This window comes from Gottfriedia endophytica (genome assembly GCF_017814275.1).
GTDB lineage: Bacteria > Bacillota > Bacilli > Bacillales > Bacillaceae_G > Gottfriedia > Gottfriedia endophytica.
Genome location: NZ_JAGIYQ010000002.1, coordinates 149011 through 168884, shown reverse-complemented (window position 1 = coordinate 168884; position 19874 = coordinate 149011). Strand labels below are relative to the sequence as shown.

Annotated in this window: 21 protein-coding genes and 1 riboswitch; of the genes, 18 read left to right on the top strand and 3 right to left on the bottom strand. The window is 31.3% G+C overall.

The window, feature by feature from the left end:
• The first annotated feature begins 28 nt into the window (after positions 1–28).
• The 3 genes from J5Y03_RS20075 (at position 29) to J5Y03_RS03460 (ending at position 3108) form a co-directional block, all read left to right on the top strand.
• Positions 29–739, top strand: coding sequence for a response regulator transcription factor (locus J5Y03_RS20075; protein WP_209402568.1), 711 nt, complete (start codon positions 29–31; stop codon positions 737–739).
• A 139-nt stretch (positions 740–878) separates the two neighbouring features.
• The gene (locus tag J5Y03_RS03465; protein ID WP_209402566.1) at positions 879–1784 is read left to right on the top strand and encodes a phosphotransferase; all 906 of its coding nucleotides are present in this window, start codon (positions 879–881) and stop codon (positions 1782–1784) included.
• Between the two features lie 401 nt (positions 1785–2185).
• A riboswitch (FMN riboswitch) is annotated at positions 2186–2322 on the top strand.
• Between the two features lie 213 nt (positions 2323–2535).
• Positions 2536–3108, top strand: coding sequence for an ECF transporter S component (locus J5Y03_RS03460; RefSeq protein ID WP_209402564.1), 573 nt, complete (start codon positions 2536–2538; stop codon positions 3106–3108).
• 158 nt (positions 3109–3266) lie between these two features.
• On the opposite strand, the gene J5Y03_RS03455 is transcribed toward J5Y03_RS03460, so the two are convergent.
• Positions 3267–3515, bottom strand: a complete 249-nt coding sequence (locus tag J5Y03_RS03455; RefSeq protein WP_209402562.1) for a ferredoxin — start codon at positions 3513–3515, stop codon at positions 3267–3269.
• A 260-nt stretch (positions 3516–3775) separates the two neighbouring features.
• Here J5Y03_RS03455 and J5Y03_RS03450 point away from each other — a divergent pair, with 260 nt between their 5' ends.
• From J5Y03_RS03450 to J5Y03_RS03405, 10 genes are all read left to right on the top strand, one after another.
• Positions 3776–4828, top strand: a complete 1053-nt coding sequence (locus tag J5Y03_RS03450) for a helix-turn-helix domain-containing protein (protein WP_209402560.1) — start codon at positions 3776–3778, stop codon at positions 4826–4828.
• Position 4829: 1 nt separating this feature from the next.
• The gene (locus tag J5Y03_RS03445; RefSeq protein WP_209402558.1) at positions 4830–6353 is read left to right on the top strand and encodes a RecQ family ATP-dependent DNA helicase; all 1524 of its coding nucleotides are present in this window, start codon (positions 4830–4832) and stop codon (positions 6351–6353) included.
• Positions 6354–6947 carry a CPBP family intramembrane glutamic endopeptidase gene (locus tag J5Y03_RS03440; protein WP_209402556.1) on the top strand — a complete coding sequence of 198 codons (594 nt, stop codon included), beginning with the start codon at positions 6354–6356 and terminating at the stop codon, positions 6945–6947. It abuts the gene before it with no gap.
• On the top strand, positions 6940–7533 hold the full coding sequence (locus J5Y03_RS03435; RefSeq protein WP_209402554.1) for a LysM peptidoglycan-binding domain-containing protein: 594 nt from the start codon (positions 6940–6942) through the stop codon (positions 7531–7533). Before J5Y03_RS03440 ends, J5Y03_RS03435 begins: the two co-directional genes overlap by 8 nt.
• Before the next feature lie 86 nt (positions 7534–7619).
• Positions 7620–8252: a CBS domain-containing protein gene (locus tag J5Y03_RS03430; RefSeq protein WP_209402553.1), complete on the top strand. Its 633-nt coding sequence runs from the start codon at positions 7620–7622 to the stop codon at positions 8250–8252.
• A 149-nt stretch (positions 8253–8401) separates the two neighbouring features.
• Positions 8402–9124, top strand: coding sequence for a hypothetical protein (locus J5Y03_RS03425; protein ID WP_209402551.1), 723 nt, complete (start codon positions 8402–8404; stop codon positions 9122–9124).
• Positions 9125–9287: 163 nt separating this feature from the next.
• On the top strand, positions 9288–10178 hold the full coding sequence (locus J5Y03_RS03420) for a MerR family transcriptional regulator (RefSeq protein WP_209402549.1): 891 nt from the start codon (positions 9288–9290) through the stop codon (positions 10176–10178).
• A gap of 81 nt (positions 10179–10259) precedes the next feature.
• Positions 10260–10865 (top strand): genetic competence negative regulator, encoded by a 606-nt coding sequence (locus J5Y03_RS03415; protein WP_209402547.1) that lies wholly within the window; start codon positions 10260–10262, stop codon positions 10863–10865.
• A gap of 515 nt (positions 10866–11380) precedes the next feature.
• The gene (locus tag J5Y03_RS03410) at positions 11381–12655 is read left to right on the top strand and encodes a Glu/Leu/Phe/Val family dehydrogenase (protein WP_209402545.1); all 1275 of its coding nucleotides are present in this window, start codon (positions 11381–11383) and stop codon (positions 12653–12655) included.
• Positions 12656–13233: 578 nt separating this feature from the next.
• Positions 13234–14211 carry a YpdA family putative bacillithiol disulfide reductase gene (locus J5Y03_RS03405; protein WP_209402542.1) on the top strand — a complete coding sequence of 326 codons (978 nt, stop codon included), beginning with the start codon at positions 13234–13236 and terminating at the stop codon, positions 14209–14211.
• Positions 14212–14570: 359 nt separating this feature from the next.
• Here J5Y03_RS03405 and J5Y03_RS03400 read toward each other — a convergent pair whose 3' ends face one another.
• Positions 14571–15542 carry an asparaginase gene (locus tag J5Y03_RS03400; RefSeq protein WP_209402541.1) on the bottom strand — a complete coding sequence of 324 codons (972 nt, stop codon included), beginning with the start codon at positions 15540–15542 and terminating at the stop codon, positions 14571–14573.
• Positions 15543–15773: 231 nt separating this feature from the next.
• Between J5Y03_RS03400 and J5Y03_RS03395 the strand changes: the two genes are divergently transcribed.
• From J5Y03_RS03395 to rpsA, 4 genes are all read left to right on the top strand, one after another.
• Entirely contained in the window at positions 15774–16439 is a 666-nt protein-coding gene (locus J5Y03_RS03395) for a flagellar brake protein (protein ID WP_209402539.1), read from the top strand.
• Between the two features lie 63 nt (positions 16440–16502).
• Complete coding sequence (locus J5Y03_RS03390; protein WP_209402537.1) at positions 16503–16688, top strand: DUF5359 family protein; 186 nt, start codon at positions 16503–16505, stop codon at positions 16686–16688.
• A gap of 119 nt (positions 16689–16807) precedes the next feature.
• Positions 16808–17488: a (d)CMP kinase gene (gene cmk / locus J5Y03_RS03385; protein ID WP_209402535.1), complete on the top strand. Its 681-nt coding sequence runs from the start codon at positions 16808–16810 to the stop codon at positions 17486–17488.
• A gap of 213 nt (positions 17489–17701) precedes the next feature.
• Entirely contained in the window at positions 17702–18826 is a 1125-nt protein-coding gene (rpsA, locus tag J5Y03_RS03380) for a 30S ribosomal protein S1 (protein WP_209402533.1), read from the top strand.
• A gap of 109 nt (positions 18827–18935) precedes the next feature.
• On the opposite strand, the gene J5Y03_RS03375 is transcribed toward rpsA, so the two are convergent.
• A complete protein-coding gene (locus J5Y03_RS03375) occupies positions 18936–19070 on the bottom strand; it encodes a YpzI family protein (protein ID WP_209402531.1) in 135 nt (44 codons plus the stop codon).
• 122 nt (positions 19071–19192) lie between these two features.
• Between J5Y03_RS03375 and J5Y03_RS03370 the strand changes: the two genes are divergently transcribed.
• The gene (locus tag J5Y03_RS03370) at positions 19193–19777 is read left to right on the top strand and encodes a YphA family membrane protein (protein WP_209402529.1); all 585 of its coding nucleotides are present in this window, start codon (positions 19193–19195) and stop codon (positions 19775–19777) included.
• Positions 19778–19874 lie beyond the last annotated feature (97 nt).

Below are 19874 nucleotides of genomic sequence, written 5' to 3'. Positions count from 1 at the left end.
ATCTTTCGTATTGACGGAGGAGTACTAAGTGGAAAAACGAATGCTAATAATTCATGAAGACTTGGAACTATGTACCAAAATGAATCCTACTTTTAGCAATGAATTTGATGTACATAGTTGTTCGAATGGTTTACAAGGTTTAGTGAAATCGATTGATTGGAAGCCAAACGTGATTCTACTTAGTAGCTCATTACAAAATGTTGATAGTGTTGAATTATGTAAACAACTGAGAGAAAGTACTAAGGCAATTTTATTCATCCTTTCAAATGATTTACAAGAGGATGACATAGTGAAATATTATCAAGCGGGTGCAGATGATGTAATAAAAGCATCGATCAGTCTATTAGTTCTTAATTGTAAAATTCAGGTCCATCTTCAACACCATATTGTTAATATACAAAAAGAAGAAGATGTCATTCAATTTGGAGATTTAGTAATGAATAAATTAACCTATAAAATTCATTACAATCAAAGGGAACTAAGCTTTACTAGAAAAGAATTTGCTATATTATGGTTACTTGTAAAGAGGCAAGATGTTGTTGTTACACGTTCGGAACTTGTTAAAGTTGTATGGAGCTATGAGCATGTTGATGATGATCGAATGGTAGATACTCATTTGAATCGATTGCGAAAAAAGCTAAAGCTTTATGAAATGAACATGTCAATCAAAACCGTGTGGGGAATTGGATATAAACTACAATTAGAATCCCATTCTGCACAACTACAGCATACTAATTAATAGTATGGGTAAGAATTACGAAGAACGAATCAAAATAGGACTAGCTATTTAGAATAAAGAAGAGTTTTAAAATCTACTTTTTCTAATATGGTGATAGTCCTATTTTGTATGTAATTTAAAGAAGGAGTGGTTATTTTAGGTGAATGTCTGGGAACCAGAAGTTGAAATAAATGAAAAAAATGCAAGAATTATAATTTGTGATCAGTTTCCTAATTTATGCCAATTTCAAATTAAGAAAATTGGGCAAGGATTTGATAATACGATTTTTAGTCTAGAAGAAAAGTATTTATTTCGTTTTCCAAGAAGAGAAGTAGCAGCTCAATTACTGGAAAAAGAAAAGAACTTATTGTTGGTTGTTGGATCTGATTTACCTATTTCTACGACAATCCCCTTATTTTTGGGTGAACCTACTGAAAAATTTAATTGGCCGTTTATCGGTTATTCTTTTATAAAAGGTAAAGTCCCTAGTGAACTATCTAAAATTGAAAGAATAGAAATGGCTGAGCCTCTTGCAAACTTCTTGAAAAAGCTTCATTCAATTTCGGTTAAAAAGATGGAAGAAATAGGAATTCCCAGAGACCACATAAGACGTTTAGATTTATCTTATCGAGTACCTAAATTAAGAAAAAATCTGGTGAAAGTCTTCGAACATAATCTTTTTCAACATAAAGACCTTTTAGAACAATATATTAATGAAATAAAATATATTAATCTCCAAAGTAAAGATGTTTTAGTTCACGGAGATTTACATTATCGAAATATGATCTTGAATGAAGAAAATAAATTAGCTGGAATTATTGACTGGGGAGATGCACATCTTGGTAAACGTGCTATAGATTTATCAATTGTTTATAGCTTAATCCCTAAAGAAGCAAGAAATGAGTTTTATTCTATTTATGGTGAGGTTGATGAAGAGGAAAAGTACATTGCACAATTTAAAGCTATCTATACAACTATATTATTGTTGCTATATGGGTTTGATTCCAATGATGTTTCACTTGTAAAGATAAGTCAAGAAAATTTGTTAATTGCATTAATACACTAGACACTTATAAACTAAATTGTTTCTTCTCTTGAATAAATCTAAACAAAAAAGTAAAAAATTTCAGAATTACAATGTTAAAATTAATAAAAAGACTCTTTTCTAAAAGATTGTTGCTTTTGAGATTTTTAATTTTAAAGACATAAGTTGATTACTGCGGAAGGTGCGAGACTCCTGTGGGAATAGCGGCAAGGCTGAGACCCCGCAGGAGCGATAGCGACGAGGAGGCTCAGCTCACGCCCCACGGAAAGGGAGCAACCTGGAGTTGTAATGAACTAACGCATTCTTAAATAGGAACAAAGTATATGATAACAGCCTATAAAGTAACCGATTTCTAACATAAAACATTTATATTTACAAAAAGTAAGTAAGTATTGTAATATTTAATTGTAATTTAATATTCGATCTATCTTCGGGGCGGGGCGAAATTCCCCACCGGCGGTAATTAAGCAAAAGCTTATAAGCCCGCGAGCCTGAATTTTGGGCAGGATCTAGTGCGATTCTAGAGCCGACAGTATAGTCTGGATGGGAGAAGATGGAGGTTCGCATTGTTCAAAAATTATCATTTTGAACGCTTATTTGGCGTGCTGATTTTTCTCCCCTATAATTTTTTATAGGGGATTTATTGTTTTCAGCATGTTTGCATTACTAATTTCTACAATTGAATAATGTCAAAAACTAAGTTTAGCATCTAAGCTGAATAAGCGAACCTTTCATTTTTCTTGGGAAGATCGGGAAAAAGGAGAGAGGTAACTTGAAAGAACGTAGCAAAATTAACAAAATGGTAGTAGTGGCTATGCTAAGTAGTATTTCTTATCTACTATTAATGCTAAATTTTCCAATTCCAGCATTTCCAAACTTTTTGACCATTGATTTTAGTGAGGTTCCTGCACTGATTGGAGCTATTATCTTTGGGCCGATGGCAGGTGTAGTTATTGAATTTATCAAAAATGTTCTTCATTATTTCATTAATGGAAGTATGACAGGAGTACCAATTGGAGATGTAGCTAATTTTATCGCAGGTGTTTTATATATTTTACCAGCATCATATTTCTTTAGAAAGTATCGATCAATGAAAGGGTTAACTTTCGGATTGATTGCTGGAACAATCATAATGGCAATAATCTTAAGTTTATTAAATTACCTTGTCTTTTTACCAGCATATGCATATTTCATGCATTTTACATTACCAAATAAATTAATTGTAACTGCAATCCTACCTTTTAATGCGATTAAAGGAATCATTATAATGCTTTTATTTGTTTTGTTATATCCAAAATTAAAAGTGTGGATTAAAAATCGAATGAATTTGCATGGTACAAAATAATTAAAGGCTCTTGAAAATAGCCTAATAATTAAATGAAATAGCCATTAAAGAGGAATACTCTTTATGGCTATTTTTTTGTTTTTAAAGTTGTTTAAATAAATATTTGATTATAAAAACTAAATAAAAAAGACGGTATCATCAACCGTCTTTAATATTAACTATTCAAATTTAAGAGCGTCACCATCGAAAGATTCGTCAGCAACTTTGATTGAATCAGTTGGACATCCTTCAAAAGCATCCATCATGTCATCTAATAACACATCTGGAATTTCTACAATACCTTTGTTATCATCTAACGTTACGTATGCAATACCCTCATCATCATAATCATAGATATCTGGTGCAGCAGCGCCACAAGCACCACATGCGATACAAGTGTCTTTATCAACAATTGTGTATTTTGCCATTTCATTGACCTCCCAATCATTTCCTGAAAAAATTCAGATACGTATTGATATGTATCTGTAAACATTTTAAAACGGTTTCTTAAACTTTTCAATATAATTGTCATAAGTTTCTAAAATACCTTATTAAATTATTACTATTATTAGGAGAAATATATGTGAGAAATATAAAAAAAGCATTATTTAACCTATCCTATCTATATGCTACCCTATATAATATGGATAATGAAAATTAGTATTTGCCTAAGGGGAATTAATTAGCGATGAATAGTTATTTATCATATATTATTCTTTACGTATTTTATAAATATAAAGGAGAACGTACTTCTCAAGCGGTTTACTATTTATTAAAAGGAAAGCAAAGCGCTCAGGTTATTCAGGATAGTCATTTTTTTCATGTATATAAGTTCTTTGGAATCTTTTCTTTAATCCAAATAGAACAGTTTGAATCTACTCATCAAGAATTAGTATTAAATGGATACTTAGTAGAATTGGAACAAAAAGGCTATTATATCGTTACAGAATTAGGGAATCAATTTCTAAAAGAATCGAAAATGAAATTCCCAACATTTTCTAATCTAAATGGTTTGAAAAATCGAAAACCAAGTGAATTTTTTTGGAAAAGATATTCTCTCTTTTTTCAAACAGTTTCAAATTTGAACAAAAATATTCGCTATTTTAAACCAGTTCAACAAGATCAACAAATTATTAATTGGGTAAAAACGTCAATTCTTTCACTAAAAAAGAAAAAGGAAGAGATTGTTAAACAGTTCTTTGAAGAGACGGTAAAGTTATTAAAAGGAATTCCGACTGAAGAGGCTAATTTATTTTCGAAACGATTATCAGGTTCTAATGAATTTGGCCTAACAAGTCAGCAAATCGCTCTTGAATTAGATGAAGATCATTGGTTAGTTCATGTCAGATTCCAAGCTATTTTGCACTCTATTTTGTCTATTCTTAATAAAAATAAAAGTAGTTTTCCTATGCTATCTATCTTTATAGAACAAATAAATCAACAAACAAGCACTCAAACTGCGTTAGAAACCAAAAAATATTTTGAAAAGGGTTTAACTGTTAAAGAAATAAGTCAAAGAAGGGGACTAAAAGAAAGTACTATTGAAGATCATATCGTCGAATTTGCAATCTATGATTTAGACTTTCCCTTTGAAAGATTTGTTACAGTTGAGGAGTTAAATAAGATTATTGAGACGAGTCGAAATTTGAAAACTCTTAAATTAAGATCAATAAAAGAATCTTTACATGATGACGTTTCATACTTTCAAATTCGATTAGCATTAGTGAAATTAGGTGAATAAGATGGAATTAGAAAAGATTCTATTCGATAAATTTGGTTATTCTTCTTTTCGTAAGGGCCAAAAAGAAATTATAGAAGACATTCAATTAAATCAGAATGTTGTTGCTATGTTACCGACGGGTGGTGGGAAATCATTACTTTACCAACTTCCTGCCTATTTTTTGGAAGGGATTGTAATTGTTGTTTCACCTTTATTATCCTTAATGGAAGATCAAGTTGATCAAATTCGTAAATTTGGTGAAAAACGTGTTGTCGCTTTAAATAGTTTTCGAAGTTTTGAAGATAAATTATCGGCAATTAATCATCTAAATCAATATAAATTTTTATTTATTTCACCTGAAATGTTTCAGAATCAGTCTCTAATGAAGAAATTACAAACGATGAAAATTGCTCTATTTGTAATAGATGAAGCCCATTGTATATCACAGTGGGGATTTGATTTCAGGCCAGATTATTTAAAGCTATCGGATGTTTATCGTAAATTGAATAAACCACAGGTTTTAGCATTAACAGCTACAGCCACAAATGAAGTAATCGAAGAAATGATTGATCTACTTTCTCTTTCTAAAGTCAAAAAACATATCCATTCGGTAAATAGGGAAAATATTGCTCTAAAAATAGTCAATTGTGAATCTGTTAAAGACAAATTCAAGCAACTTTTTAATTATATTGACATATTACAATCACCAGGAATTGTCTATTGTGGTACACGTAGAACATGTGAAGAACTAACTAATCAGTTAATTGAGAAAGGAATCAAACATGTCGCGTATTATCATGGTGGCATGGAACTTGAACAAAGAATCTTAATCCAACAACAATTTTTAGCTGGGCAGATCAATCTAATCATTTGTACAAGTGCATTTGGAATGGGAATCAATAAGCCAAATGTTCGTTTTGTCATTCATTATCAATACCCGGCGAATATTGAAAATTATTTACAAGAAATTGGACGTGCAGGAAGAGACTCTCTTCCAAGTATCGCGATTCTATTAGTAAATGAAAAAGATCATGATTTTCCACTTGCGTTAATAGAAGATGAACTACCTTCTCAAGAACAAATAAGAGCATTCTTTACTTACTTAGATCATCAACAAGAAAAAACGATTAAATTAGATGATGTGATTAGTAATGCTTGGAAAATGACGTTTGGATTTCGAGAACCGCAATGGCATTTTATATTAAATCAAATGAATGATTTTGGTTTGATTGTAGATAATAATTTGTTCATTCATAAAATTACCAACGACTTAATTGATTATTTAATTAAATGGGTTAAGAAAAGACAAAAAATAAAAATAACAAATTTAAATTTTATGCGAAATTATATACATTCAGAAGACTGTCTTCGAGTTAAGTACTTATCACTATTTAATGAAAACTTAGTAGAAAGACCCGAAAACTGTTGTCATATATGTGGAATCAACATAGAGGATTATAAAAAAATTGATAGTTTATCTACTAAAAAATACAATTTTCATTGGGAAGTTGATATTAGAAATAAATTAGGTATTGGTGGTGGATAAATGGAAGATATCAATAATATATCAATAAACCAATTGAAAAAGAGTGTTCTTTTATCACAAATCATTATTTTGATTGTAGCGTTGTTAAGTGTCTATTTCTTTATTGGTTTCAATAAAATGTATAGTCAGTTCATTAGCTTGAATGTAGTAGAATTAGCAGTGTATGGATTTGGTTCGGGATTGTTATTAGTTATTTTAAATATTGGGTTGAATTATGTTCTTCCAGAGGAATCGTTTGACGATGGGGGATTTAATAAATTGTTTTTTTCTTCTCTTTCTTATAGTGAAATCTTGCTATTTTGTCTATTAATAGCAGTGTCTGAAGAACTATTATTTAGAGGAGTCATTCAAACCAAATTTGGAATAATGATTTCCACTATTGTATTTACACTAGTGCATTTTCGGTATTTGAAAAAGTTTATCTTATTTTTCGTTGTCTTAATCGAAAGTTTTGTATTAGGATATCTCTTTCTTAAAACGCAAAATTTGCTAGTAGTAATATTGAGTCACTTTCTATTAGATGCAATTTTAGGATCATATTTGAAATATAGTCAACATGATAAACAAGATTGGAATGAGATAAAGAATGAGTGATTATCAAGCAAAAAAACTACGTAAATCGCTTCAACCAAATGCTGAGTACTCAGAAGTTGAGCAAAAACAATTAGATTTGTTAAAGTTACCGCCAAGAAGTGTCAGTATGAAAGAAAAAGAAGAAAAAAATAGACCTTGGTGGAAATTGAAATATCCATTAATTCGTTTATTAGTCGTTTTATTTATTTTATTACCAGGATCATTTTTGTATTATATTTATCATAAATCGGGTGAAATAGTTGGGAATAATGATGGGTTAAAAGTTCCTTCTAAAAAGTTTGAAAAAGTTATCGTTGAAACAAATAATGAAACTCAATTGAATGTGAAAAATGATAGTAAGAAACAAACGGAAATTAATAATGCGAACAGTAATAAAAATACTAAACCAAATTCAGAAACTCAAAATAAACAAAAAATAATCATACATATTGTTGGGCCTGGTGAAACACTTTATTCCATTGCAATGAAATATTATCAAACCCGTAATGGGGAAAAGGTTATTCAAGAGCAAAATCATTTAAATACATATGAAGTAAGTACAGGACAAAAATTATTAATACCGATGGATCAAGAACTTAAAAAATAAAAATTTTTTTAATAAAATTTAGAAGGTTTTTTTGTGGGAGAAGTAGTAAATATACTATAAACCTATAAAAAGTGAGGGATCCAATCATGTTAGCCAAAAATCGCATGGTAATTAAACATCATACTATTAGTATACAAGCACACAATACAGTTGAAGAAGCATTAAAAATTTTAAAAGAAAACGAAGTTGATAGTGTCCCGGTTTTAGATGGTGAAAAATATGTTGGTATGATTTCTCAATTCGAAATCTACAAACAGACATTTAATAGCGACATGAGAAAACATAATTTCATTAAAGGTACTTTAATTGGTGAAATTGCCACTAGAAAAACTGTCTTTGTAAAAGAAGATGATTTAATTGAAAGTACTATTCATACCTTAAAAGATTTCCCATCAGTTGCAGTTGTAGATAGTCAGAATCACTTTTTGGGTGTAGTTACAAGATTTGACATTGTTGAAATGTTTCAAGAAGCAATGGGAAAAGATCGTAAGGGTGTTCGGATTTTAATGACTTGTCTTGAGAAAGAAGGTCAACTTGCAAAATTGTTTGATATGTTGCACCATTACCATGAAAACATTATTTCTCTAATAACATTTGATACAAAAGATGACTTAATGAGAAGAATTCTAATTAAAATCGATGAGCAGCATCGTACTGATAAAGTGTTAGAAAAGTTAGAATCACTTGGCTTCAGAATAGTAGATGTAAAATATGAATAAATAGAGTAAAAAAGCTTAGCCTCTAAAAAAATGAGGTTAAGCTTTTTTTGATTGAATTTTTCATCAATAGAAGATTTAGGAGTTAATATTAGTATTTTTGTATGAATTTTGTATAATGAAGTGTAGTCAAACAATATGGAGGTAGTTCAGTGCTTTTACTAGAAAAATTAATGATCATATTTTTTATAGGGATTTTCTTCTTTTTTTTCTTTTTGATGTACAAATGGAATAAATCTAACCTAATTTCTGAGCATGAAATCTTTGTGAAAGATTTACCAATTAGTATTCAGGATCAAGAAATTTTATGGATAACGAATCCGATGAATATTGCCCGGGTTAATGAGATGAAAAGTAAATTTAGTAATTCTAATATAATAGTTGTGATTGCTGGGAATTTAACGCGATATCATAATAAATTAGAAAAACTATCTGAATGTATTCAAATCTTAACTGATATCGGACCTGTTCATTATATTTGGAATGATCAAGATTATAATGGGAAATTTAGAGAAATAAATGCCTTTTTACTTGATAATCGAGTAACAATATTAGAAAATACTGCAGCAAACTATGAATCATCTGATGGTAATCGTTTCTCTATCGTTGGATTGGATGATGTAGTAAATCATCGCGATCAGCTAAATTTAGCAGTTCAAGATTCTCAGAAAGATAGCTATCAAATAGTAATTAGTTATGATGAAATAAGGGAAACGGACACTTCATTTTTTAAATCAATTCCGCTTTATTTATTTCAACAAGGGGATAACCAAAGTATTAGGAATAGTATGACTAATTATATAGAAATCGATGAGTTGACTCAAAGTAGAAGTAAAAATCAACTAGGTTATATACTTAAAATAAAAAGAGCATAAAGTGAAACTACCATCAGTGGGGGATCTTTATCCCCCACCTATCTTCTTCGCATTTATCTTAATCTTGAAGTGGGGTATTACTGTTCGTTAATGCGGGATAAATTTCACTTTTTGAGTTTCTAATGTACAATGGAAGATAGGGAATAGTATGGAGGTGATTTTCATGACTCCTATTGGAAAATATAATATAAAAGCTATTTCAACTATTGTCGGGATTCAACCTGGAACATTACGCGCATGGGAACGTCGATATAACATTATTAAACCAGTTCGGAATGATGCTGGACATCGTTTATACACAGAGGAACATGTTCATATATTAAAATGGTTAATTCAAAAAGTTAATGAAGGTTTCACAATTGGACAAGCTGTTAACTTGTTTGAAGCAAAAGGTGAAGTAAATTCTTTAGATGAACCGATTCAGCTTTCCCGAACTGAAGGATTAATAAATAAAATAGTTACTACTCTTTTGAGACTTGATGAGATTGAAGCTCACAAATATGTCGATGAAGCATTTAGTTTGTTTACAATAGAGAAAGTATTATATGAAGTACTCTTAAATGTAGTGAAATTAATTGAAGATATGAGTATGAATAAGCAAATTAGAAATTCACATGAACATTTTGCATTTTCTTTCCTTAAAGCTAGGATCGGAATGATTTATCATAATTCGCCAGTAAACACTTCTTTTCCTAAAACCATTGTAACCTGTGGGCCTGGTGAGAATCATGATGTAAGATTGATGATACTTGCTACTTTTATAAGAAGAAGAGGATTTCAAGTCATTTATATAGGAACTTCCCTGGATATTGAAGAAATCAATTATATGTTAGAACAAGTGTCTCCATCTAGTTTAGTCTTATCATGTACAAGAACAGAGCATTTAAATGAGACAATTCAATTGGCAAAAGATTTAAAAAAGCAATTCCCGGAATTAAAAATAAGCTTAAGTGGTATTGATGACTTGAATGAAACAAGAGATATTCAACAATTCATTATTGAAAATTCCATTGAATGCATTGAAAAATGGATTGAGGAGAACTTATCATTTTAATACAAAAACGGTTGGATAACTCACCAAAATAAGAACTTTACATAAAATATTGTATGGTAAAGGGAGCAAGGAGGCTAGTTCATGAGATTGGAACGGTTGAACTACAACAAAATAAAAGTTTTTCTTACAACAGATGACTTATCTGAACGAGGGTTAACGAAAGAAGACTTATGGTATAATGCTCCTAAGGTTCAACAATTGTTTCAAGATATGATGCATGAAGCTAGCGTTGAATTAGGATTTGAAGTAGATGGTAAAGTTTCTGTAGAAGTATTTTCTCTTCAAGCTCAAGGAATGGTTGTAATCGTAACAAAATCTGATGAAATTGATGAAGAGGAAGACTTTCAAGATGATTATATTTCGATGGAAGTAATTGTTGATGAAAGTGATCATATATTGTACGAGTTTTCTACTATAGAAGATATAATCCAGCTTTCTGAAGTATTATATAGTCTAGGACTATCTGGAGGAAAATTATTCTCATTTGAAAATAGTTTTTATTTATTATTTGAGGATACAGATGCAGGTAAATTAGATATAGAAACGTTTTATGCATTATTAGCGGAATATGGAAATCCATCAACACGGACAATTTATCGTCTACTTGAATATGGAAAAGTACTTATTAACGAAAATGCAATTAAACAAATTGTTTCTTATTTCAGTAATAAGAAAGCCTCTCATTAATTTCAGTGAGAGGTTTTTTACTTTTTATAAGGCTCATTTTTAAAAGATTGTTGCTTTTAGGTTTTGTAAATAATAAGACAGTAGTTGATTGGAACGGAAGGGTGCCCAAGCTCCTGTGGGAGATGCGGGAAGGCTGAGACCCCACAGGAGCGTATGCGACGAGGAGGCTCAGCTCACGCCCCTAGGAAAGCGAGCTTCCTGGAGTGGAATTCAACTTACATATACTGAAACAGCAACTCTGTAAATGAAAACAGTCTTTTATAAGCACATAATGATCTAATTTGTAAATCAATTTGCTTAAAATAAAGATTAAAATAATTTATATAAACCAATCTTAATTTTTTCTTTCCAAAAAGACAAAAAGTGAGTATAATACTATTTGTAAAAACGCTTACATATTAACAAGAAATTTATCTTTCTAGGTTATTTTAACTTTCAAAAGAGGAATGAAAGTTGTATACTAATTTTTGGAAGATAGAAATTTTAATCAGTTCAAAACATTTAGGGGGATTACCATGGTAGCCGAAAAATCAACAGAGAAAAATAACATAACTGATATTGATGTCCTTGCTCCGACACAAGAAGTTATTAAGGAAGCTCTTGAAAAGTTAGGTTATTCATCTGAGATGTATGATTTATTAAAAGAACCATTACGCATGATGACTGTAAAAATTCCTGTTCGTATGGATAATGGACAAGTGAAAGTTTTTACTGGATATCGAGCTCAACATAATGATGCAGTTGGTCCTACTAAAGGTGGAATTCGTTTCCATCCAAATGTAAATGAAAATGAAGTGAAAGCACTTTCAATTTGGATGAGTTTAAAATGTGGTATTGTTGACTTACCATATGGTGGGGGTAAAGGTGGTATCATTTGTGACCCTCGTGAAATGTCTTTTAGAGAATTAGAAGCATTAAGTCGTGGTTATGTTCGTGCAATTAGTCAAATCGTTGGACCTACAAAAGATATTCCAGCTCCAGACGTATTTACAAATTCACAAATTATGGCTTGGATGATGGATGAATATTCTCGTATGGATGAATTCAATTCTCCAGGTTTCATTACTGGTAAGCCACTAGTATTAGGTGGTTCACACGGACGTGAAACTGCAACTGCTAAAGGTGTAACAATTGTTATTGGTGAAGCAGCAAAACGTAAAGGGATTGAATTAAAAGGTGCTAGAGTTGTTATCCAAGGTTTTGGTAACGCTGGAAGCTTTTTAGCTAAATTCATGCACGAAGCTGGAGCAAAAGTAATTGGTATCTCTGATGCTTATGGTGCACTACATGATCCAAATGGATTAGATATTGAATACTTATTAGACCGTCGTGATAGCTATGGTACTGTAACAAAATTATTCGAAAATACAATTTCAAATAAAGAATTACTTGAATTAGATTGCGATATTTTAGTTCCAGCTGCAATCGAAAATCAAATCACAAAAGAAAATGCTAATGATATTAAAGCGAAAATTGTAGTAGAAGCTGCAAATGGCCCAACTACATTAGAAGCTACAAAAATCTTAACTGAACGCGGCATCTTATTAGTTCCAGACGTTCTTGCAAGTGCTGGTGGAGTAACAGTTTCTTACTTTGAATGGGTACAAAACAACCAAGGTTACTACTGGACAGAGCAAGAAGTTGAAGATCGCTTAGAAAAAGTTATGGTACAATCATTTGCTAACATCTATGAAACTAGCGTAAACCGCAATGTAAACATGCGTTTAGCTGCTTACATGGTAGGGGTACGTAAAATGGCAGAAGCAAGCCACTTCAGAGGATGGGTATAATATAAAAAAGCGAAATGTAATCGCTTAGCTCTGACATGCGTTGGAGCGAAAAAAGAATGAAGGGTGATTTTTCCCTTCATTCTTTTTTTGTGAAACGACCTAGGAGGTAGGCGGTGTAGCTAGACAGATAGAAAAGTTACCAGGCTTAAGGGTTTAGGAAAATACATTTAAAATATTAAACAAAAAAGGGGCTTTTGAAGGCCCTTTTTTTGTTGGGTTCATTCCCAAAAGATTGTTGTTTTTAAAAAGAGTTTGTTTAAGAATATTGTTGACGATGAAGTTGATTGGAACGGAAGGTTGCCAAGGCTCCTATGGGAGATGCGGGAAGGCTGAGACCCCGCAGGAGCGTATGCGACGAGGAGGCTCAGCTCACGCCCTTAGGAAAGCGAGCATCATGGAGTGGAAATCAACTTATCACATACTTTTATAGCAACAAAGCTTTACCAATGAAATCCTTTGATGTTTTTTATATTTTCATTTTTATAATAAAAAATTTTTTAAGCAAATAAATAGACTTTTTAGTGATTCGTCGTAAAATAATAAATATGTGTGTTTGTGACCTAAGAGGAGGTACTCTTTTGAATAAAGAACAAGTAATTATTATAGGCGGAGGACCATGTGGAATTGCTGCGTGGTTATCATTGCAAAAAAAAGGTATTAATGCATTAATTATCGAGAAAGGGAATATTGTACATACATTAAGTCGTTTCCCTACACATCAGACATTTTTTAGTACAAGTGAGAAACTTGAGGTTGGTGAAATTCCATTTATCATTGAGGGAAGAAAACCAAAAAAACATATGGCACTTGCATATTATAGAGATGTTGTTAAACGCAATAAAGTTCGAATCCACACTTTCGAGACAGTTACGAACGTAGAAAAAGAAGAGAAATTTATCGTTGGAACTGTAAATTCGGATAATGAGAAATTTCAATACGAAGCAGATGCAATTGTGATAGCTACAGGTTATTATGATCACCCTAATATGCTAGGAATTAAAGGGGAAGAATTAAGTAAGGTAACTCATTATTTTCATGAGGGACATGAATTTTTCAACCAAAATGTGGTAGTAATTGGTGGGAAAAATTCAAGTGTAGATGCTGCTTTAGAATTACAAAAATGTGGTTCATACGTAACGGTATTGTATCGTGGAGAACAGTATTCACCAAGTATTAAACCATGGGTATTACCAGAGTTTGAGGCTCTTGTAAAAACCGGAGAAATCAAAATGGAATTTAAATCAAATGTTGTTGAAATTAAAAAGGATTCGGTTATCTATGAAAAAGAAGGAATTCTTCATGAAATCGAAAATGATTTTGTTTTTGCGATGACAGGCTATCATCCTGATCACACATTGATTAAATCTATGGGTGTTCAAATTGAGGAAGAAACTGGTAGACCAAATGTGAATCCTGAAACAATGGAGACGAATAGTGAAGATATTTATATTGCAGGAGTTATTGCTGCTGGAAATAATGCAAATGAAATTTTTATTGAAAATGGAAGATTTCATGGGGATTTAATTGCTGAACATTTAACTTCAAAATGGAAGTAATATAAAAAAACTGACTCAAACTGTATAGAATCCTTTATTTATAAAAGGATTATTGTACAATAGTTGGGCCAGTTTTTTTATTTGACTCTTTTTTAAATATTGTTACTTTTAGGTTTTGTAATTTAAAGGACAGAAGTTGATTGGAACGGAAGGGTGCCAGGCTCCTGTGGGAGATGCGGGAAGGCTGAGACCCCACAGGAGCGTATGCTCAGCTCACGCCCCTAGGAATGCGAGCATCCTGGAATGGAAATTACATATACTGAAATAGTAACAATGTATACGAAAACAGCTATATTTAGTTAATCATAAATATATTATTGTTGAATACTTTTCGGTTCAGTTCTAGTTTGGTAAATATATTAGGAATGAAAGATCGTATCTAAATCTTTTTGGTTATTTGTGATCGATAAAGCAATTAGTAATTTTATTCTAGCTTTTTGACCGTTTAAACCATTTGAAAAGATTAATCCCATATTTTTTAACTGCTTTCCTCCGCCTTCATAGCCATATACATCTTGTGTAATGCCATTAAAGCAACGAGAAACTAATACAATTGGTATATTTGAATCAAGTAATTTTTGTAGACCTGGAAGAGTTTTAGGAGGTAAATTACCTGCTCCTAATGCTTCGATCACAAGACCATCAAGTGGCATATTCTGTAAAGCCTCAAAAATGGAATTATCCATTCCTGCATATGATTTAAGTAATGGAACGTTATAATCTACAGATTTAACATCAAACTTTTCATAAGAAATAAGGGATTGATGGAAGAATACTTGTGATTTAGAAATAATTCCAATTGGACCAAAAGTAGGGCTTCTAAAAGTCGCAACATTACTTGTATGCGTTTTTGTAACATGCCTGGCTGTGTGTATATCATCATTCATTACGACTAATACACCCTTATTTTTCGCTTGTTCGCTTAATGCAACTAAAATAGCGCATTGAAAATTATATAATCCATCCGAGCCAATTTCGTTACTAGAACGCATTGCTCCAGTAATCACAATTGGTAACGTATGTTTTACTGTTAAGTCTAAAAAATAGGCAGTTTCCTCTAGAGTATCAGTACCATGAGTAATGACTACTCCATCGATAGCATCATCAATAACAGCCTGATCGATTCGTTTCTTCAATTTTAACATTTCAACAGGTGTCATATGAGGAGATGGTAAGTGTAAAATGTCCTCAACAATCAATTGAACATCATCATTTTCTTTAGTTGAATAGTTTAGTAACGGATTTGTTTGACCAGTTGTTACTGTACCAGTAGCTTGGTCTTCTTTCATTGCAATAGTTCCCCCGGTGTGAAGTACAAGGATTTTTTTCAATTAAGCTACCTCCATTACATAAATATAGTCATTATTTACTATTATAGTTAATTATTTAATTAAAATATAGGAATAAAAGTGTATTTTGATATGAAAGAAAATTTAAAAAACACTTAAAATTGGGAATAATTACATATACGATTCTGACATCATATTATATACTATAGATATGTTATATTAATAGAAGGAATAATAGCCAAAAGTAGGTTGTTTTAACACAGGAGGGGCTATATGTTAAATATTGGTGATGTCATTATTTTAGAAGACTTAGAATCAAAGGAAGTAAAGCGATATAAATCTAAAATTGTTGAAAAAAAAGAGGATGAATTGTATATTGATTACCCATTTGATGAAGCCACTGGAAAGGCTGCATTTCTTCCTCAATATAAAGAATTAAAAGCATATATTGTATCGAAGGATAATAATGTTTATACATTTTATATGACGATAAAAGATCGCAAGAAAATAGAGATACCAGTTCTAGTAATAGATTATCCTGGTGAGGACCAATTAACAAAGACCCAGCGTAGACGATTTGTTAGGGTACCAAGTACGGTTGATATTGCGATTCATCCATTATATGAAGATTTTGCTCCATTTACAGCGACCACACTTGATATAAGTGCAGGTGGAGTTGCTATTAATGCACCTGTGGACCGTCAGCTAACAATTGGAAAAACGGTAATGGTTTGGTTAGTTCTTCACTTTGATGGAGAAGAGAGTCAATACATTAAATCTAAAGCACACATTATACGTGTAATAGATGAAATAATCGATAATAAGCAAAAAATATCTCTCGAATTTGACGGACTTACTGCCTTGCAAAGACAAACACTAATTAAGTTTTCATTCAATCAACAATTATTATTCAGACGAAAAGGAATGGAACAATACTAAGTAAGAATAAATACATGGTAAATTACTCATACTATACATAAAAAAGTGAAGAGAGTTTATCGTATGAAATCCATTGAAAGAGTAATTATAAAACTAATAATAATCCAGTTTATTTGTTTAGTATGCTCGCAATTTTTACTTACTAATCCAAAAATTGCCACGTATCTAACAAAGATTCAGTTATATGAGGGAGTAACAAAACAACTAAACGAAGTAACAGAAGAAGTATATCATCAGATTGACAGATAAGAATGAATTCCAGATTTTAATATGGTAGAATAGAAAAGCAGGTCAACTGCTTTCTTTTTTTGGACGTTTAGATAAATGACGGATCTAGAAAGCCGTCTTTTTTTTGTATAGGAGGACTTATGATTAAAAAAATTAGTATTGCAATTGATGGGCCAGCTGCAGCTGGAAAAAGTACGGTAGCAAAAATTGTTGCTAAAGAATTAGGTTATTTATACATAGATACTGGGGCAATGTATCGTGCGATTACTTTAGAGGCTTTAAAAAATGATGTCGATGTAAATGATGAAAATGCATTAGATCAATTACTTTCTAAAACAGATATTAAACTAATTGCAATCGATGGAAAACAATTTGTTTTTATTAATGATGTAGATCAATCAGAAGAAATACGTACACCGGAAGTGACAAGAAACGTTTCTTACGTTGCTAAGCATTCATTAGTTCGAAAAAAATTAGTTGAACTTCAGAGAGAGTATGCTTTAAATGGTGGAGTTGTAATGGATGGTCGAGATATTGGGACACATGTATTAACAGACGCTGAAGTGAAAATTTTTATGATTGCTTCTGTTGAAGAACGAGCAGAGCGTCGCCATCAAGAAAACTTACAAAAAGGTTTTGAAAGCAATATTGAAGAATTAAAAAAAGAAATTGCAAAACGAGATAAAATTGATTCTGAAAGAGAAGTTACTCCATTAAAAAAAGCTGACGATGCGATTATGTTAGATACTTCTTCAAAGTCAATTGATGAAGTTGTAAATGAAATCATGTCGATTGTAAAGGAAAAAACAACTAATTTGTAAAATGATTAGTGGCTAACTTGTCTTGACAATTTTTACTAATTATTAGAAGGTAATTATGGATGGTTATTTAGTAGGTAAAGTTGAAAGATTAGTTTATTAACTACTTTTATTTTTTACTTTACTGCTTCAACTTTACAGAAATAAAACTTCATTCATTGACAACTATTTAAAAGAATGAAGTGTTCTAAATCTAATATATAGGAGGAACACACAATGGTTGAAAAGGTTATTTTTGAAATCGGTGATGTTGTTAAAGGAACAATTGAGCAAATTGAAGAGAAACAAGCAATTGTAAGTGTTGGTGGAAAAGTAGATGGAATTCTTCCATTAAAAGAAATTTCTAACGTACATATCGAAAAAGTTACAGATGTTTTATCTGTTGGAGAAGAGCTTGAATTAAAAGTAATTAAAGTAGAAGAAGATAATCTCATCCTTTCTAAGCGTGCTGTAGATGCCGAGAAAGCATGGGATGTATTACAAGAAAGATTTGATAATAAAGTATCAATTGAAGTGACAGTTACTGAAGTTGTTAATGGAGGATTAATTGCAGATGTAGGTGTAAGAGGGTTTATCCCAGCTTCATTAGTCTCAAAAAATTTTGTAGAAGATTTATCTTCGTATAAAGGTACAACTTTTGAAGTGTTAGTTGAAGAAATTGATCGTGAAAAGAATCGTGTCATTTTATCTCATAAAGCTGTAGAGATTAAAGAAACGGAAGTACAACGTAAAGCTGCGTTCTCATCTTTAACAGTTGGTCAAATAATTGAAGGAAAAGTAGAACGAATTACAAATTTTGGTGCATTTGTAAATGTTGGTGGGGTAGATGGGTTAGTTCACGTATCTCAGCTGTCTCATAAACGCGTTGAGAATCCAGCAGAAATTGTATCTGTTGGGGATTTAGTTAAAGTACAGATCATTTCGATTGATGAAAAAACGAATCGCTTAGCTTTATCAATGAAATCAGTACAACCTGGCCCATGGGATGAATTGAAAGAAGATGTAAAAGTAGGTGCGGTTGTAGAAGGTATTGTAAAAAGATTAACAAATTTTGGTGCTTTTGTAGAGATTCAAACAGGCCTTGAAGGTCTTGTTCATATTTCTCAAATTTCTGAAAAACACATTAAAAATCCGAAAGAAGCATTAGAAGTTGGTCAAACAGTTAAAGTTAAAGTACTAGACCTAAAAAAAGAAGAAAAACGTTTATCTTTAAGTATTAAGGAAGCTCAGGAAGCGGAATTAAAAGAAGATTATTCTAAATACATCCAACCTCAAGAAAATGCTGGCTTCCAACTAGGAGAACTTTTTGGTGAGAAATTAAAAAATTTCAAAACAAAATAATTTAATGTTAAAAACCTTAGCGAAAATAAAACGCTAAGGTTTTTTTGTTCTGGATTTTACGTAAATTTAGTTTTTATCACATCTTCATCTAGAACGCATAAAAGCAAAATTAATGTTTATTTTGTTGGCGAGCTATTTCTGGAGTGTCAAAACCAGTAGCTCCAGGGAATTGAAGGTTTTTGTCACGATCAGATTCAACACGTCTAGATTCTCTTAACTTTTTTTCTTGGCGATCTTTTCCCACAGATTCCACCTCCATAGTGTATTCTCCTTTAGCTTATATAAAATATTAGTTCTTATACACTATATTTCTGATTAAAGGGTATTCTTTGTGACAAATACTATGGATTAGAGGAGGTTTTTTTTGTGGAAGGTTTAATTTTTTATTGTATTTGCTTTATATTGATAACGGGGCTTGTAATGACAAGTGGTCATCGTAGAAAGTTAGTTTTTATTTTAATTGGATTGGTTCTTTTTGGACGAATCCAATTAACAATTGATCATTCAACGATCTATTTAAGCTATATTATTTTAGCTTTGACTACTTTTTATTATGTAAGCTTCCATACGTTTTATCATCAGATATATATCCTTATTTGTAGCTTAATTGTAGGTATGACATATAGTAGTTTATTTATTATTCAAATATATGACCCTGCCTCATTTTTATTTAAACCTTTTATCATGATCTCCCTTATTCTTTTACTAACCATATTAATACTATGTAAAAAAAATGAAACGAGAGTACTAATATTACTAACTGGATTTTCACAAGGTGAAATATTAAATTATTTAATCTTTACATCAATTAACTTAAACTACTCATTTGGAACTGTAGCATGGTTAGATTCATTAAGCTTTATATTTCTGTTAATGGTATGTTTGGAATGGATTAAAAGAAATATATCTCTTTTTTTATCTAAAAAACAGAATAGCAAGGCAGAAATATAAAACTAATTGGTCTTTTTCACATTTTTTTGTTAAAATAGGTTAGTTATTCTATGGATACTTACATTGCACCATATTTAATGGTTGGCTTTTATCTAAA

Bases quoted from the DNA above. Each gene is read 5' to 3' on its own strand.
- J5Y03_RS03455 (WP_209402562.1), bottom strand. From the start codon at position 3,515: ATGGCAAAATACACAATTGTTGATAAAGACACTTGTATCGCATGTGGT.
- J5Y03_RS03450 (WP_209402560.1), top strand. From the start codon at position 3,776: ATGAATAGTTATTTATCATATATTATTCTTTACGTATTTTATAAATAT.
- J5Y03_RS03445 (WP_209402558.1), top strand. From the start codon at position 4,830: ATGGAATTAGAAAAGATTCTATTCGATAAATTTGGTTATTCTTCTTTT.
- J5Y03_RS03440 (WP_209402556.1), top strand. From the start codon at position 6,354: ATGGAAGATATCAATAATATATCAATAAACCAATTGAAAAAGAGTGTT.
- J5Y03_RS03435 (WP_209402554.1), top strand. From the start codon at position 6,940: ATGAGTGATTATCAAGCAAAAAAACTACGTAAATCGCTTCAACCAAAT.
- J5Y03_RS03430 (WP_209402553.1), top strand. From the start codon at position 7,620: ATGTTAGCCAAAAATCGCATGGTAATTAAACATCATACTATTAGTATA.
- J5Y03_RS03420 (WP_209402549.1), top strand. From the start codon at position 9,288: ATGACTCCTATTGGAAAATATAATATAAAAGCTATTTCAACTATTGTC.
- J5Y03_RS03415 (WP_209402547.1), top strand. From the start codon at position 10,260: ATGAGATTGGAACGGTTGAACTACAACAAAATAAAAGTTTTTCTTACA.
- J5Y03_RS03410 (WP_209402545.1), top strand. From the start codon at position 11,381: ATGGTAGCCGAAAAATCAACAGAGAAAAATAACATAACTGATATTGAT.
- J5Y03_RS03395 (WP_209402539.1), top strand. From the start codon at position 15,774: ATGTTAAATATTGGTGATGTCATTATTTTAGAAGACTTAGAATCAAAG.
- J5Y03_RS03390 (WP_209402537.1), top strand. From the start codon at position 16,503: ATGAAATCCATTGAAAGAGTAATTATAAAACTAATAATAATCCAGTTT.
- cmk (WP_209402535.1), top strand. From the start codon at position 16,808: ATGATTAAAAAAATTAGTATTGCAATTGATGGGCCAGCTGCAGCTGGA.
- rpsA (WP_209402533.1), top strand. From the start codon at position 17,702: ATGGTTGAAAAGGTTATTTTTGAAATCGGTGATGTTGTTAAAGGAACA.